The 15108-nt window shown below is 62.3% G+C and carries 14 protein-coding genes; 13 read left to right on the top strand and 1 reads right to left on the bottom strand.

Annotation, left to right across the window (positions count from 1 at the left end):
- Positions 1–9: 9 nt before the first annotated feature.
- The 7 genes from ptsP to ACT5M9_RS08690 all read left to right on the top strand — a co-directional run bounded on the left by ptsP (position 10) and on the right by ACT5M9_RS08690 (position 7078).
- Positions 10–2280, top strand: a complete 2271-nt coding sequence (ptsP, locus tag ACT5M9_RS08720; RefSeq protein WP_438550665.1) for a phosphoenolpyruvate--protein phosphotransferase — start codon at positions 10–12, stop codon at positions 2278–2280.
- A gap of 77 nt (positions 2281–2357) precedes the next feature.
- Positions 2358–3185 (top strand): prolipoprotein diacylglyceryl transferase, encoded by an 828-nt coding sequence (gene lgt, locus ACT5M9_RS08715; protein WP_438550664.1) that lies wholly within the window; start codon positions 2358–2360, stop codon positions 3183–3185.
- Positions 3182–3976: a thymidylate synthase gene (gene thyA, locus ACT5M9_RS08710; protein ID WP_457981964.1), complete on the top strand. Its 795-nt coding sequence runs from the start codon at positions 3182–3184 to the stop codon at positions 3974–3976. Before lgt ends, thyA begins: the two co-directional genes overlap by 4 nt.
- A 248-nt stretch (positions 3977–4224) precedes the next feature.
- The gene (gene nhaA / locus ACT5M9_RS08705) at positions 4225–5415 is read left to right on the top strand and encodes a Na+/H+ antiporter NhaA (protein ID WP_457981965.1); all 1191 of its coding nucleotides are present in this window, start codon (positions 4225–4227) and stop codon (positions 5413–5415) included.
- A complete protein-coding gene (locus ACT5M9_RS08700) occupies positions 5412–5816 on the top strand; it encodes a hypothetical protein (protein ID WP_457981966.1) in 405 nt (134 codons plus the stop codon). Before nhaA ends, ACT5M9_RS08700 begins: the two co-directional genes overlap by 4 nt.
- The gene (gene nhaR, locus ACT5M9_RS08695; RefSeq protein ID WP_457981967.1) at positions 5803–6735 is read left to right on the top strand and encodes a transcriptional activator NhaR; all 933 of its coding nucleotides are present in this window, start codon (positions 5803–5805) and stop codon (positions 6733–6735) included. Before ACT5M9_RS08700 ends, nhaR begins: the two co-directional genes overlap by 14 nt.
- Positions 6736–6775: 40 nt before the next feature.
- Positions 6776–7078 (top strand): ArsR/SmtB family transcription factor, encoded by a 303-nt coding sequence (locus tag ACT5M9_RS08690; protein WP_457982047.1) that lies wholly within the window; start codon positions 6776–6778, stop codon positions 7076–7078.
- A gap of 49 nt (positions 7079–7127) precedes the next feature.
- Here ACT5M9_RS08690 and rpsT read toward each other — a convergent pair whose 3' ends face one another.
- A complete protein-coding gene (rpsT, locus tag ACT5M9_RS08685; protein WP_005308808.1) occupies positions 7128–7391 on the bottom strand; it encodes a 30S ribosomal protein S20 in 264 nt (87 codons plus the stop codon).
- A gap of 191 nt (positions 7392–7582) precedes the next feature.
- Between rpsT and murJ the strand changes: the two genes are divergently transcribed.
- From murJ to ispH, 6 genes are all read left to right on the top strand, one after another.
- Positions 7583–9145 carry a murein biosynthesis integral membrane protein MurJ gene (murJ, locus tag ACT5M9_RS08680; protein WP_457981968.1) on the top strand — a complete coding sequence of 521 codons (1563 nt, stop codon included), beginning with the start codon at positions 7583–7585 and terminating at the stop codon, positions 9143–9145.
- Positions 9146–9296: 151 nt separating this feature from the next.
- Positions 9297–10271 (top strand): bifunctional riboflavin kinase/FAD synthetase, encoded by a 975-nt coding sequence (gene ribF, locus ACT5M9_RS08675; protein ID WP_457982049.1) that lies wholly within the window; start codon positions 9297–9299, stop codon positions 10269–10271.
- The gene (gene ileS, locus ACT5M9_RS08670) at positions 10271–13132 is read left to right on the top strand and encodes an isoleucine--tRNA ligase (RefSeq protein WP_457981970.1); all 2862 of its coding nucleotides are present in this window, start codon (positions 10271–10273) and stop codon (positions 13130–13132) included. The genes ribF and ileS overlap by 1 nt, the downstream gene beginning before the upstream one ends.
- Positions 13132–13641 (top strand): signal peptidase II, encoded by a 510-nt coding sequence (gene lspA / locus ACT5M9_RS08665; RefSeq protein ID WP_457981971.1) that lies wholly within the window; start codon positions 13132–13134, stop codon positions 13639–13641. The genes ileS and lspA overlap by 1 nt, the downstream gene beginning before the upstream one ends.
- Positions 13638–14090 (top strand): FKBP-type peptidyl-prolyl cis-trans isomerase, encoded by a 453-nt coding sequence (gene fkpB / locus ACT5M9_RS08660; protein ID WP_438550657.1) that lies wholly within the window; start codon positions 13638–13640, stop codon positions 14088–14090. Before lspA ends, fkpB begins: the two co-directional genes overlap by 4 nt.
- Entirely contained in the window at positions 14090–15025 is a 936-nt protein-coding gene (gene ispH / locus ACT5M9_RS08655) for a 4-hydroxy-3-methylbut-2-enyl diphosphate reductase (RefSeq protein WP_457981973.1), read from the top strand. Before fkpB ends, ispH begins: the two co-directional genes overlap by 1 nt.
- Positions 15026–15108 lie beyond the last annotated feature (83 nt).

Here is a 15108-nt window from a genome sequence, read left to right as displayed (position 1 = left end):
CACAGCTAGTTGCTGACGGAACTCAGACGCATCGTCGAAAGCATGGCCGAGGCCAATACCCTCGAGCAGGCCTTGCAGGCATTGGTGAGCCAGACCCGGCTCGCCATGACGGTGCACTGCTGCTCCGTGTACGTGGCCGAGCCCGAGATGCGGCGCTACCGGCTGGCGGCGACCGACGGTCTGGCCGAGTCGGCGGTGGGCAAGGCCACCCTGCCGTTCGAGCAGGGCATCGTCGGCCTGGTGGGTCAGCGGGAGGAGCTGATCAACCTGGCGGATGCCCCCTCCCACCCGAGTTTCAAATTCCTGCCCGACGTGGCCGAGGAGGCGTTTCGTTCCTTCCTCGGCGCGCCCATCATGCATCAGCGCCAGGTGGTGGGGGTGCTGGTCGTCCAGCAAAAAGAGAGCCGGCTGTTCGATGAGGGGGAAGAGTCCTTCATGGTCACCCTGGCGGCCCAGCTGGCGGCGCGCATCGCCCAGGCCCAGGCCAAGGGTTGGTTGCAGAAGACCGACTGGAGCAAGCCTCTGCGCGGCATCGCCGGGGCCAGCGGCATCGCCATCGCCAAGGCCTGGGTGTGGCGCCCGCGCAAGGCGCTGAACTCCATCACCCCCCGCAAGGACGAGGATCACGGCAAGCAGCTCGCTCGCCTCGAACTCGCTATCGAGGAGGTGCGCCACGATCTGGAGAGCCTGGCCCTGCGCTTTCGCGAGAGCTACAGCCAGGATTCGGTCGCCATCTTCGACATCTACCTGCACCTGCTGGACGATCCCGGCTACATCAAACCTATTCGCAACAAGGTCGGCAAGGAGCATTGGACGGCCATCTCCGCGGTCAAGCTCATCAGCGACCGTTTGATCGAACAGTTCAAGGGGATGAAGGATCCCTACCTGCGCGAGCGGGCCGCCGATGTGAAGGACATCGCCCTGCGCCTCATCAGCCGGCTGGTGCAGGATGAGCCGGAGCAGCTCACCATAGGGGAGCCCGTGGTGCTGGTCGCCGACGAGGTGACGGCCACCATACTCGCCGAGATCCCGCGGGAATTCCTGAGCGGGGTGGTGTCGCTCAAGGGGGGGACCAACTCCCACGCCGCCATCCTGGCCCGTGCCATGGGGGTCGCCGCCATCATGGGGGTGGATCTGCCCCTCGGCGACATAGGCGGCCGCACCCTGGTGGTGGATGGCTACAGCGGCGATCTCTTCATCGAACCCAATCAGGTGATCCTGACCGAGTACCGGCAGCTGCTGAGCGAGGAGCAAGCCCTCGATACCCTGGTGCGCAGCGTCGACAACCTGCCTTCCGAGACCGCAGACGGCACCCCTGTCTCCTTGCTGCTCAACGCCGGCCTCAGCGCCGATACCGAGATAGCCCTCAACGCGCTGGCGGATGGGGTGGGGCTCTATCGCACCGAGATCCCCTTTATGCTGCAGGAGAGCTTCCCCTCGGAGTGGGAGCAGACGGCGCGCTATCGCGGCATCCTGGAGACCTATAGAGACAGACCTGTGTGCATGCGCACCCTGGATGTGGGGGGGGACAAGCAACTGCCCTACTTCCCCATCGTGGAGGAAAATCCCTTCCTTGGTTGGCGGGGGATCCGGCTCACCCTGGATCACCCCGAGCTGTTCCTGGTCCAGCTCAAGGCCATGCTGAGGGCGAGCGAGGGGCTGGACAACCTGGCCATCATGCTGCCGATGATCAGCAGTGTCGGCGAGATCCGCGCCTCCCGCCGGTTGCTGGATCAGGCCTGGCGCGAGGTCTCCGAGGAGGCGGCCAGCCGCAATGCCGAGATCAAGTATCCGAGCCTGGGGGTCATGATAGAGGTACCGTCCGCCCTCTATATCCTGCCGGAGATGGCCCCCCTCATCGACTTCTGGTCCGTGGGCAGCAACGACCTGACCCAGTACCTGCTGGCGGTGGATCGCAACAACGCCCGGGTCGCCAGCATCTACGACGCCTTCCATCCCGCGGTGATCCGCGCCCTGCAACTGCTGGTCGATGCCTCCCATCGCTATCAGAAGCCGGTGTCGGTGTGCGGCGAGCTGGCCGGGGATCCGGTGGGGGTACTGCTGTTGCTGGCCATGGGTTATCGCCGTTTCAGCATGAACACCCACAACATCTCCCGCATTAAATACGTGCTGCGCCAATCCCATCTCGACGAGCTGACGGCCCTGATGGCCGACGGTCTCAAACACGACAATCCCCACGTGCTGCGCGGCCTGTTTGCCCGCTATCTGGAGGAGCATGGCCTGGGCGGTCTGCTGCGGGCCGGTCACAAGACGAAGTAAGGCGATTGATAATCATGCCTTGTCCCTGCTGACAAATGATCGGAGAATGCGGCTTTTCTCATGATTGAGGCCGCGCCATGCAGCACGACGGATATTGGGTTTTCTCGCAGATCGATCCCGTAGCATTCAGTTTGGGACCATTGTCGGTACGCTGGTATGGGCTCATGTACCTGTTCGGCTTCGCCTTCGCCATGTGGCTGGCGGGTCGCCGTGCCGATGCCCCCAATAGTGGCTGGACCCGCAACGAGGTCTCCGATCTGCTGTTCTACGGCTTCCTCGGGGTGATCCTGGGTGGCCGCATCGGCTACGTGTTGTTCTACAACTTCGATCTCTTCCTGGCGGATCCCACCTACCTGTTCAAGATCTGGACCGGTGGCATGTCCTTCCACGGCGGCCTCATCGGGGTCATCACCGCCATGATCTGGTTCGCCCACAAGACCCAGCGTCACTTCTTCACCGTCGCCGACTTCGTGGCGCCCCTGATCCCGTTCGGGCTGGGGGTGGGCCGCATCGGCAACTTCATGAACGGCGAGCTCTGGGGTCGGGTCACCGACGTGCCCTGGGCCATCATATTCCCGGAGGCGGGCCCGGAGCCGCGCCATCCGTCCCAGCTCTACCAGTTCGCCCTGGAAGGGGTGGTGCTCTTCATCATCCTGAACCTGTTCTGGCGCAAGAATCCGCCGCGGGGCGCCATCTCCGGCATGTTCCTGCTGTTCTACGGCCTGTTCCGCTTCCTGGTGGAGTTCGTGCGCCAGCCGGACAGCCAGCTCGGCCTCTACTTCCACGAGATCAGCATGGGCCAGATCCTCTCCACCCCGATGATCATCATCGGCGCCCTGATGATCTGGGTCGCCTACAAGCGGCCACAGCTGTTCGGTAACGGCGTCAAGGAGGCAAAGCAATGAGAGCCTATCTCGACCTGATGCAGAAAATCCTGGACGAGGGGACGGTCAAGTCCGACCGCACCGGCACCGGGACCGTCTCCCTGTTCGGTCACCAGATGCGCTTCAACCTGGCCGAGGGCTTCCCCCTGGTCACCACCAAGAAGTGCCACCTGAGATCCATCATCCACGAGCTGCTCTGGTTCCTGAACGGCGACACCAATACCGCCTACCTGAAGGAGCACGGCGTCAGCATCTGGGACGAGTGGGCCGACGAGCACGGCGATCTGGGCCCTGTCTACGGCGCCCAGTGGCGCTCCTGGCCGGCGGCCGATGGCAGCGTCATCGATCAGATCCAGAAGGCGGTGGACGACATCAAGCACAACCCGGATTCCCGCCGGATCATCGTCTCCGCCTGGAACGTGGGCGAGCTGGACAAGATGGCCCTGGCCCCCTGCCACGCCTTCTTCCAGTTCTACGTGGCGGACGGCAAGCTCTCCTGCCAGCTCTACCAGCGAAGCTGCGATGTATTCCTCGGCCTGCCGTTCAACATCGCGAGCTACGCCCTGCTGACCCACATGATGGCCCAGCAGTGTGATCTCGAGGTGGGGGACTTCGTCTGGACCGGTGGCGACGTGCATCTTTATTCCAACCACATGGAACAGACCGCACTGCAGCTCAGCCGCGAGCCGCGCCCGCTGCCGACCTTGGTGATCAAGCGCAAGCCGGATTCGATCTTCGACTACAGATTCGAGGACTTCGAGATCCAGGGCTACGATCCCCATCCCGGCATCAAGGCCCCCGTGGCCATCTGACGACGCCAGCTCGGTGTCATGGATGAGAGAGGCGCCTGATGGCGCCTTTTTTCATGCCGTTATCTGTGTATTTATGCGAAAAATTGAATGGTGACCGGGGCGGAGAAAGGGAGTAAAACGGTGCTTATAGCAGGTCTTAGCCGGTTTGCCTTCGGTTTTCCCGTTGTTAATGGCAATTAGAAACGATTTTTCATCGACTCACTCCGACTCTAGACTGAAAAAAATGCAATGTTATGGATAGTCAGACCATGAGTGATGTATTCAAGCGCTTTCTCAAGCTGGAGTCCGCCTCCGGCATCATCCTGATCCTGGCCGCCCTGCTGGCCATCGCCCTGGCGAACTCGGCGCTGGCGGAGTATTACCAGAGTTTCCTCAATACGCCGGTGCAGGTGCGCATCGCGGCCCTCGACATCGACAAGCCGCTGCTGCTCTGGATCAACGACGGCTTCATGGCGATCTTCTTCCTGCTGGTCGGCCTCGAGGTGAAGCGCGAGCTGCTGGAGGGGGCGCTCTCCTCCCGGGTACAGGCCACCTTCCCGGCCATCGCCGCCGTGGGGGGCATGCTGGCCCCGGCCCTCATCTACGCCTTCTTCAACTACGACGATGAAGTGACCCGGGCGGGCTGGGCCATTCCGGCGGCGACCGATATCGCCTTCGCCCTCGGGGTGATGGCGCTGCTCGGCAAGCGGGTACCGACCAGCCTCAAGGTGTTCCTGCTGGCCCTGGCCATCATGGACGACCTCGGCGTCATCATCATCATCGCCCTCTTCTATACCCAGCAGCTCTCCCTGGGGGCGCTGGCGGTCGGTGTCCTGGCGACCCTGACCCTGCTGTGGATGAATCGGCGCGGGGAAGACAGGATCGGCCTCTACATGCTGGTCGGCCTGGTGCTCTGGGTGGCAGTGCTCAAGTCCGGCGTCCACGCGACGTTGGCCGGTGTCATCGTGGGCTTCATGATCCCGCTGAACGGCAAGCGCTACGCCTCGCCTCTCAAGCATCTGGAGCATGCGCTGCACCCCTGGAGTGCCTACCTCATTTTGCCGCTGTTCGCCTTCGCGAACGCCGGGGTCTCCCTGGACGGGATCGGGCTCTCCTCCCTGCTGAGCCCGGTGCCGCTCGGCATCATGCTGGGGCTCTTCGTCGGCAAGCCTCTCGGGATCTTCACCATCAGCTGGCTGTCGGTGAAGCTGGGGGTCGCCCAGTTGCCGAGCGGGGTCAACTTCAAGCAGATCTTTGCCGTCAGCATTTTGTGTGGCATTGGCTTCACCATGTCGATGTTTATCGCATCGCTGGCGTTCGAGCATGGCGGATTGGACTACGGTAGCTACTCGCGCCTCGGGATCCTGGTGGGGTCCACCCTGGCGGCCGTGGTCGGCTATCTCGCCCTGCGGATATCCCTTCCCAACCGGGAGGCGGATCAGAGCACGGAGGGGTTATGAAAAAACTAGGATGGCTGGCCCTGCTGGTGAGCCCGGCGATATGGGCGAACAACCTGGCGGATTGTCAGCAGGATGCGACCTCGCCCGGCTGCTCCGCCTACCTGAACGGGGTGGTCGACAGTGCCCTCATGCTGGGGGACAAACAGGCCAAAGCCCGGTTCGGTGAGACCTTCAGCGAGCGGGCCCTCAGCAGCCGGGCGGGGGAGCGGGTCAAGAAGTCCAACAAGCGCTACTGCGGTGAGCGGATGCCGGATCCGGCCAGCCTGAAACTGGTGCTGCAAAAGCAGTTCAGCGCAAACAAGGTTGACTCGATCAGCGACATGTATGACATTCTGGCAGTTGAACTCAGCTGCTACCGGAGCCCGCCTGCCGCGGGAACCCCATCGGATGTCACACCTTAATTACAATCATCTTTATTACTTTTGGATGACACAGAAGAAGGGCTCCGTCACACAAGCGGCGGAAGCCCTTTTTCTTACCCCCCAGACGGTCACCGGCCAGATCAAGCTGCTGGAGCAGCGTTTGGGCGGCAAGCTGTTGATCCGCAAGGGCCGCTCCCTCGAGGCCACCGAACTCGGCCAGTTGGTGTTTCGCTACGCCGACAAGATGTTCAGCCTCTCCTACGAGATGCTGGATATCGTCAACTACCGCAAGGAGAGCCAGATCCTGTTTGACGTCGGCATCGCCGATGCGCTCTCCAAGCGCCTCGCGAGCCGGGTGCTGCTCTCCGTCATCCCGAACGATGGTTCCATCCACCTGCGCTGCTTCGAATCGACCCACGAACTGCTGCTCGAGCAGTTGAGTGAGCACAAGCTCGACATGATCCTCTCCGACTGTCCGGTGGACTCCAGCCAGCACGCGGGCCTGCTCTCCAAGCGCCTCGGCGGCTGTGGGGTCAGCTTCTTCTGCAAGGCGCCCCTGCCGGAGAGAGGCTTCCCTGCCTGTCTGGAGGAGCGCAAGTTGCTCATCCCGGGCCGGCGCACCGCCATGGGCCGCCAGCTGACTCAGTGGTTCGAGCAGCAGGGGATCTCCCCCAGCATCCTCGGTGAGTTCGACGATGCGGCCCTGATGAAGGCGTTCGGCTTCTTCAACCAGGGCATCTTCATGGCACCCACCATCTACCGGGAGGAGATCCTGGAGGGGGAGGAGGTGATGCTGCTGGGAGAGACCCAGGATCTGATGGAGGAGTATTACGTCATCTTCGCCGAGCGGATGATCCAGCATCCTGCGGTGAAGCGGGTGTGCGAGAGTGACTTCTCCTTCCTGTTTGCCGGTGAGGAGAACCTTTCCACCATCCAGCCCGCCAGCCTGTCGTTTTAACAGGGTGGGGGACGACATGAAAACCGGGCAGGGAGAGGGGATGCGACTGGAAGAGATGGCGGCGAATGCCGGGCGCGCGGTCACCCTGCTCAAGGCCCTGGCCAATGAACGGCGTCTGTTCATCCTGTGTCAGCTGCTGGAGCGGGAACTGTCGGTGGGGGAGTTGAACGAGCGGCTCGGTCTGAGTCAGTCGGCCCTGTCACAGCATCTGGCGGTGCTGAGGCGTGATGAACTGGTGGCGACACGCAAGGCGGCCCAGACGGTCTACTATTCCCTGCGAAGCGTCGAGGTGCGGGAGATGATTGGCCTGCTGCACCGGCTCTATTGCAGCGAACCCAAATAAAAAACCGGCCAAGAGGCCGGTTTTTTTAGCTTTATGCAGCCGAAGCTGATTAAGCCATAGCTTTGATCTGGGCAGACAGGCGGCTCTTGTGACGAGCAGCTTTGTTCTTGTGGATCAGGCCTTTGGTCGCCATACGATCCATGATCGGCTGAGCAACAGCGAAAGCGGCAGTGGCAGCAGCCTTGTCGCCAGAGGCGATGGCAGCGATCACTTTCTTCAGGTAGGTACGGGTCATGGAACGACGGCTGGCGTTGTGCTGACGACGTTTCTCTGACTGAAGAGCACGCTTCTTAGCAGATTTGATGTTAGCCAAGGTAAAACTCCTAAAACTGTCTTAGCGAGTGTATTGAAAAGGCCCGGAAATATGCCTTCCCAACCACATATTGTCAAATGATTTGTGCAAATAAACACCGCCCCCCGGTGGTGTGTCAGATGGGAGACGGTTAAACTGTCGGCCGATTCTACCAGCATTCTTTTCTTTCTGACAGTTCCAGAGGCCTCGTCTTGAGTAAGAAATTGATCAAATCCGGCATGATAGTGTCCGGAATGACGCTGGCGTCCCGTGTGATGGGCTTGGTGCGTGACGTGGTCATCGCCAATCTGCTCGGTGCCGGGGTTGCCGCAGACGTCTTCTTCTTCGCCAATCGCATTCCCAACTTCTTGCGTCGGCTGTTCGCCGAAGGGGCTTTCAACCAGGCCTTCGTGCCCGTGATGACGGAGTACAAGAAAAACGGTGACGAGCAAGCGGTGCGCGAGCTGCTGGCCGCGGTCGCGGGGACCCTGGGGGGCATAGTCACCATAGTGACCCTGCTCGGGGTGCTGGGCTCGGGGGTCTTGACCGCCCTGTTCGGCTGGGGCTGGTTCTGGGACTGGCTGCACGGGGGACCGGCGGCGGAGAAGTTCGAGCTGGCCAGCCTGATGCTCAAGATAACCTTCCCCTATCTCTGGTTCATCACCTTCACCGCCATGGCGGGGGCCATCCTCAATACCTTCGGCCGCTTCGCCGTCTCCTCCTTCACGCCGGTGTTTCTCAACATCACCATGATAGCGGCGGCCTGGTGGATAGCTCCCCTGATGGAGCGCCCGGAGATCTCCCTGGCCATCGGCGTCTTCCTCGGCGGCCTGGTGCAGTTCCTGTTCCAGTACCCCTTCCTGCGCCAGATCAACATGCTGGTGTGGCCCAAGTGGGGTTGGCATCACCCCGGGGTAGTGAAGATCCGCACCCTGATGATCCCGGCCCTGTTCGGCGTCTCGGTCAGCCAGATCAACCTGCTGATCAACACCATGCTCGCCTCCTTCCTGGCCACCGGCGCCATCAGCTACCTCTATTATTCGGACCGGCTGCTGGAGTTTCCCCTCGGCCTGTTTGCGGTGGCCATCAGCACGGTGATCCTGCCGGCGCTCGCCAAGAAGCATGTGGACGCGGATCCGGTGGACTTCTCCCGCACCATGGACTGGGGGGTACGCATGGTGATGCTGCTCGGCCTGCCCGCCATGGTGGGGATCGCCGTGCTGCGCGAGCCCATCTTGCGGGTGCTGTTCATGCGCGGGGAGTTCGGCCTGCACGAGGTGAGCATGTCGAGCGCCAGCCTGCTGGCCTCCACCACCGGGCTGCTCTCCCTGATGCTGATCAAGGTGCTGGCCCCCGGCTACTACGCCCGCCAGGACACCAAGACCCCGGTGCGGATCGGCATCATGGCCATGGTGGCGAACATGGTGTGCAACCTCATCTTCATCTATCCCCTGGGCTACGTGGGGCTGGCGCTCGCCACCGCCTGTTCCGGTACCCTGAACGCGGCCCTGCTGTTCAAGGGGCTCTATGTGCAGAACGTCTATCGTCCCTCCCGCCAGACCGGGGTGTTCTGCCTCAAGCTGCTGGCGGCGACCCTGCTGATGGGCGGCCTGCTCGCCTACCTGTCGCCGGATCTCGCCCAGTGGGGTGCCTGGAGCATGGGCAAGGCCAGCCTGGAGCTGACCCTGCTGCTCTGCGCAGGAGGCGCCCTGTACGGCGTAGTGCTGCTGGCGCTCGGCGTTCGGCCAAGACACTTGAAATCGGGTCAGCAGTAAGGCTGTTCGGGTGGCTCTGCATCGGGCAGGGCCATGGCGAGGGTGGGGGGAACGGACCCCTGGCCGCTGAAATCGGGCCAGGAGGGCTGATCCTGCTGGCCGCCTGATATATAATCCGCCGATTTCCATGGCAGCAACGCACAAGGCACTGATGGAGCTTATTCGCGGCATTCACAATATCAAGCCCCGTCACCGGGGTTGTGTATTGACCATAGGCAACTTCGATGGGGTTCATCAGGGACACCATGCGGTGTTGGCCAGGTTGCAGGCAAAAGCCGCCCAGCTGGGCTTGCCCGCCTGCGTCATGCTGTTCGAACCCCAGCCCCTCGAGCTGTTTGCGGGCAGTGCCGCGCCGGCCCGTCTCAGCCGCTGGCGGGAGAAGTACGAAGCCCTCAAGGCCATGCGGATCGACCGCATGCTCTGCGTGCGTTTCACCCACCGCTTCGCCGAGCAGGCGGCCAGCACCTTCATCGAGCAACTGCTGGTGGAGAAACTCGGCGTCCACTACCTGGTGGTGGGGGACGATTTTCGCTTCGGCCGCGGGCGGGAGGGGGACTTCCACCTGCTGGAGGCGGCGGGGCGACGCTTCGGTTTCGAGGTGATCAGCACCCAGAGCTTCCAGCTGTCCCGTCAGCGTGTCAGCAGCACCCTGGTGCGCGAGGCCCTCGCGGCCGGCCGCATGGCGGAGGTGGAGCTGATGCTGGGACGCCCCTACGCCATCAGCGGTCGGGTGGCCCACGGCGACAAGCTGGGGCGCACCATAGGTTTTCCCACTGCCAATCTCGCCTTGAAACGGCAGGTGATCCCGGTCGGTGGCGTGTTCGCGGTGGAAGTGTTATGTTCCGGCAAGACCTTCCCCGGTGTCGCCAATGTGGGTGTACGGCCGACCTTGAGCGGTACACAAGCCAGATTGGAAGTACATCTATTTGATTTTTCTGGTGATCTATATGGTCAGCAGGTCAAGGTGCTGCTTCGCCACAAGCTGCGCGAAGAGCAGAAATTTGACTCTTTCACCGCCTTGAAAGAGCAGATCGAACGAGATGCCCTGGCGGCCCGAGCCTGGTTCGGGCTGCCATCATTCAATTTACCCAGCACTCTTTTAGAAAAGAAGGGAACCCAGGACTGATGAGCGACTATAAACACACCCTGAATCTGCCGGAAACCGAGTTTCCGATGCGTGGCGATCTGGCCAAGCGTGAACCCAACATGCTCAAGCGTTGGTACGATCAGGATCTTTACGGCGCCATTCGCCGCGCCAAAGCGGGCAAGCCTTCGTTCATTCTGCATGACGGCCCCCCCTATGCGAACGGCAGCATTCACATCGGTCACTCGGTCAACAAGATCCTCAAAGACATCATCATCAAGTCCAAGGGCATGTCGGGCTTCGACTCCCCCTATGTGCCGGGTTGGGATTGCCACGGTCTGCCCATCGAGCTGAAGGTGGAAGGCATGGTCGGCAAGCCGGGGGAGAAGGTCTCCGCCGCCGAGTTCCGCGCCGAGTGCCGCAAATACGCCAAGACCCAGATCGAGGCGCAGAAGACCGACTTCATCCGCCTGGGGGTGCTGGGTGACTGGGAACATCCCTACCTGACCATGGACTTTGGCACCGAAGCCAACATCATCCGCTCCATGGCCAAGATCGTCGAGAACGGCCACCTGCACAAGGGCTCCAAGCCGGTGCACTGGTGTACCGATTGTGGCTCCGCCCTGGCCGAGGCCGAAGTCGAGTACTACGACAAGAACTCCCCCTCCATCGATGTGCGTTTCAAGGCCGTCGACGAGGCTGTGGTCGCTGCCAAGTTCGACTGCCCGGAAGGTCACACCGGCCGTGGTCCGCTCTCTGCCGTGATCTGGACCACCACTCCCTGGACCCTGCCGGCCAACCGCGCCATCGCCATGCACGAGGCGCTGGACTACGCCCTGGTGCAGGTGGAAGGTGACAACCCCGAGCGCCTGATCCTGGCCGCCGAGCTGGTCAAGGACGTGATGGACCGCGCCGGCATCGAGCAGTATCACAACCTGGGTTATGCCAAGGGGCACTCCCTGGATCTGCTGCGCTTCAACCACCCCTTCTACCACTACGATGTGCCCGTGGTGCTGGGTGATCACGTCACCCTGGACGCCGGTACCGGTATCGTCCACACCGCCCCTGGCCACGGTCAGGAAGACTTTGTGGTCGGTCAGAAATACGGTCTGGAAGTGGCAAACCCCGTTGGCAGCAACGGCGTCTACCTGCCGGATACCGAGCTGTTCGCCGGCCAGCATGTATTCAAGGCCAACACCGCCGTGGTCGATGTGCTGACCGAGCGCGGCGCCCTGCTGCATCATCAGGTGTTCAACCACTCCTACCCGCACTGCTGGCGTCACAAGACCCCGATCATCTTCCGTGCCACTCCCCAGTGGTTCATCAGCATGGAGCAGAACGGTCTGCGCAAACGCGCCCTGGAAGAGATCGAGCGTATCGAGACCCAGGGCATTGCCGAGCACGGCCAGAGCGGCTGGGTGCCGGCATGGGGCAAGAATCGCATCCAGGCCATGGTCGAGAACCGTCCGGACTGGTGCATCTCCCGTCAGCGGACCTGGGGCGTGCCCATCTCCCTGTTCGTCCATAAAGAGACCCAGCAGCTGCACCCGGAATCCGTCCGTCTGATGGAAGAAGTGGCCAAGCTGGTTGAACAGAAAGGCATTCAGGCCTGGTGGGATCTGGACAAGGCCGATCTGCTGGGCGCAGATGCCGACAACTACGACAAGGTGCCGGACACCCTGGACGTCTGGTTCGACTCCGGCTCTACCCACTCCTCCGTGGTGGACGCCCGTCCCGAGTTCAACGGCAACCCGGCCGACATGTATCTGGAAGGTTCCGACCAGCATCGTGGCTGGTTCATGTCGTCGCTCATGATCGGCGTCGCCATGAAGGATAAGGCTCCGTACAACCAGGTGCTGACCCACGGCTTCACCGTGGATGGTCAGGGCCGCAAGATGTCCAAGTCCATCGGCAACGTGGTCAGCCCCCAGGACGTGATGAACAAGCTGGGTGCCGACATCCTGCGCCTCTGGGTCGCGAGCACCGACTACACCGGCGAGATGACCGTCTCCGACGAGATCCTCAAGCGCTCTGCCGATGCCTATCGCCGCATCCGCAACACCGCCCGCTTCCTGCTGGCGAACCTGAACGGTTTCAACCCGACCACCGACATGGTCGCCCCCGCCGACATGGTGGTGGTGGATCGCTGGGCCGTGGGTCGTGCCAAGGCCGTACAGGCCGAGATCGTGACCGCGTTCGACGAGTACAACTTCCACGGTGTGACCCAGAAGCTGATGCAGTTCTGTTCCATCGAGATGGGCTCCTTCTACCTGGACGTCATCAAGGACCGTCAGTACACCGCCAAGGCCGACAGCCTGGCCCGTCGCTCCTGCCAGACCGCCCTGTACCACATCGCCGAGGCCATGGTGCGCTGGATGGCACCCATCATGAGCTTCACCGCCGACGAGATCTGGGCCCTGCTGCCGGGCGATCGCACCGAGTTCGTGTTCACCGAGGAGTGGTATGACGGCCTGTTCGGGCTGGAAGCGGGCGAACAGATGAGCGATGCCTTCTGGGCCGAGATCCTGACCGTTCGTGGGGAAGTGAACAAGGCGCTGGAAGCGGCTCGCGGCGAGAAGCGCATCGGCGGCTCCCTGCAGGCCGAACTGACCCTGTTCGCCAAGCCGGAACTGGCTGCCCGCCTGAACGCCCTGGTCGATGAGCTGCGCTTCGTGTTGCTCACCTCCAAGGCCAAGGTGGTGGTGGCCGACGCCGCACCGGCAGGCGCTGTCGCGACCGAGCGCGACGACCTCTGGCTGAGCGTGGCCCAGTCTGCCGCCGCCAAGTGCGACCGCTGCTGGCACCATGTGGAAGACGTGGGCACCATCGCCGGTCACGAAGAGATCTGTGGCCGCTGCGTCACCAACGTCGAGGGTGACGGCGAAACGCGTCAATTTGCCTGATGAACATGACTCAAGACACTCAAAAAACCGGCCTGCGTTGGCTGTGGCTGGCGGTGCTGGCCTTCGTACTGGACCAGGGGAGCAAGCTCGCCGTGGTCAAGTTGTTGCCGTTTGGTTATCCGGGGGTGGAGATCACCCCCTTCTTCAACTTGGTACACGTCTACAACAAGGGGGCGGCGTTCAGCTTCCTGGCGGATCAGGGGGGCTGGCAGCGCTGGTTCTTCGCGGTGCTGGCGTTTGCCATCTGCGGCCTGCTGATCCACTGGCTGCGCAAGCAGTCGGTGACCCAGCGCTGGAGCGGTATCGCCTACTCCCTCATCATCGGCGGGGCGCTCGGCAACGTGTTCGATCGGCTGGTGCTGGGTCATGTGGTCGATTTTCTCGACTTCTACTGGCAGCGATCCCACTGGCCGGCATTCAACCTGGCGGACAGCTTCATCTTCATCGGCGCCGCCATGATAGTGCTGGACGGTTTTCGCAGTGAGAAGAAAAAGGAAGAGGCCGCATGAGCCAACCCATCGGCGTTGATAGCAGCGTGCTGTTCCACTTCTCCATCAAGCTGGAAGACGGTTCGGTGGCCGACAGCACTGCGCTGCACGGCAAGCCGGCCCGCCTGCGGATGGGGGATGGCAGCCTGACGGACAGTTTTGAGCAGTGCCTGCTGGGGCTGCAGCAGGGGGAGGCCAAGAGCTTCACCCTGGCGCCGGAGCAGGCATTCGGTCTCTCCAATCCCGACAACATCTACCATCTGGACAGGGCCAAGTTCGGCGCCGATATGGAGCCCAAGGTCGGCACCATCATGATCTTCGATCAGCCCAACGGCGGCGAGCTGCCCGGCATCATCCGGGCGGTGGAAGGCATGTCGGTGACCGTCGATTTCAACCATCCCCTGGCGGGTCACACCGTGACCTTCGAGGTGGAGATCCTGGGTGTGGATGATGAGGAGAAAGTTCACTGATGGACATTCTGCTGGCTAACCCCCGTGGTTTCTGCGCCGGTGTCGATCGCGCGATCAGCATCGTCGAGAGCGCTCTGGAGAAGTTCGGTGCCCCCATCTATGTCCGCCACGAGGTGGTGCACAACCGCTACGTGGTGAACAAGCTGAAAGAGGCGGGGGCCGTCTTCGTCGAGGAGCTGGACGAGGTGCCGGACGACAGCATCGTCATCTTCTCCGCCCACGGCGTCGCCAAGACAGTGCGCGAGATGGCCAAGTCCCGCGCCCTCAAGGTGTTCGATGCAACCTGCCCCCTGGTGACCAAGGTGCACATGGAGGTCCATCGCGCCAGTCGCAAGGGCTCCGAGGCCGTGCTCATCGGCCACGCCGGCCACCCCGAGGTGATCGGCACCATGGGTCAGTACGAGAACCCCGAGGGGGGCATGTATCTGGTGGAGACGCCGGAAGACGTGGCCAAACTTCGGGTGAAGAACCCGGACGACCTCTGCTTCGTCACCCAGACCACCCTCAGCGTGGATGAGACCTCGGACGTCATCGACGCCTTGCGCCAGCACTTCCCCAGGATCCAGGGGCCGCGCAAGGATGACATCTGCTACGCCACCCAGAACCGCCAGGACGCGGTGCGGGAGATGGCGGGGCTGGTGGACGCCATGCTGGTGGTGGGTTCGCGCAACTCCTCCAACTCCAATCGCCTGCGGGAGCTGGCCGAGAAGGTGGGGGCACGCGCCTATCTGATCGACGACGCAACCATGATCGAATCGGACTGGCTGGACGGCGTGGAACGCATCGGGGTGACGGCCGGGGCGTCAGCCCCCGACATCCTGGTGCAGAACGTCATCACCCGTCTGCGGGAGCTGGGGGGCAAGATAGTAACCGAACACCCCGGCCGCGAAGAGAACGTGGTGTTCGAGGTGCCGCCCGAGCTGAGGATCCTCTGATTGATATGCCGGCCCAGTGCCGGCATTTTTGTGACTGATGTCTCGTTTTGGAGATATAAAGACAGTAAATATTCTCATTTGGA

Source organism: Aeromonas sp. AE23HZ002T15 (assembly GCF_054165525.2).
This window is presented reverse-complemented; position numbering and strand designations above follow the sequence as displayed.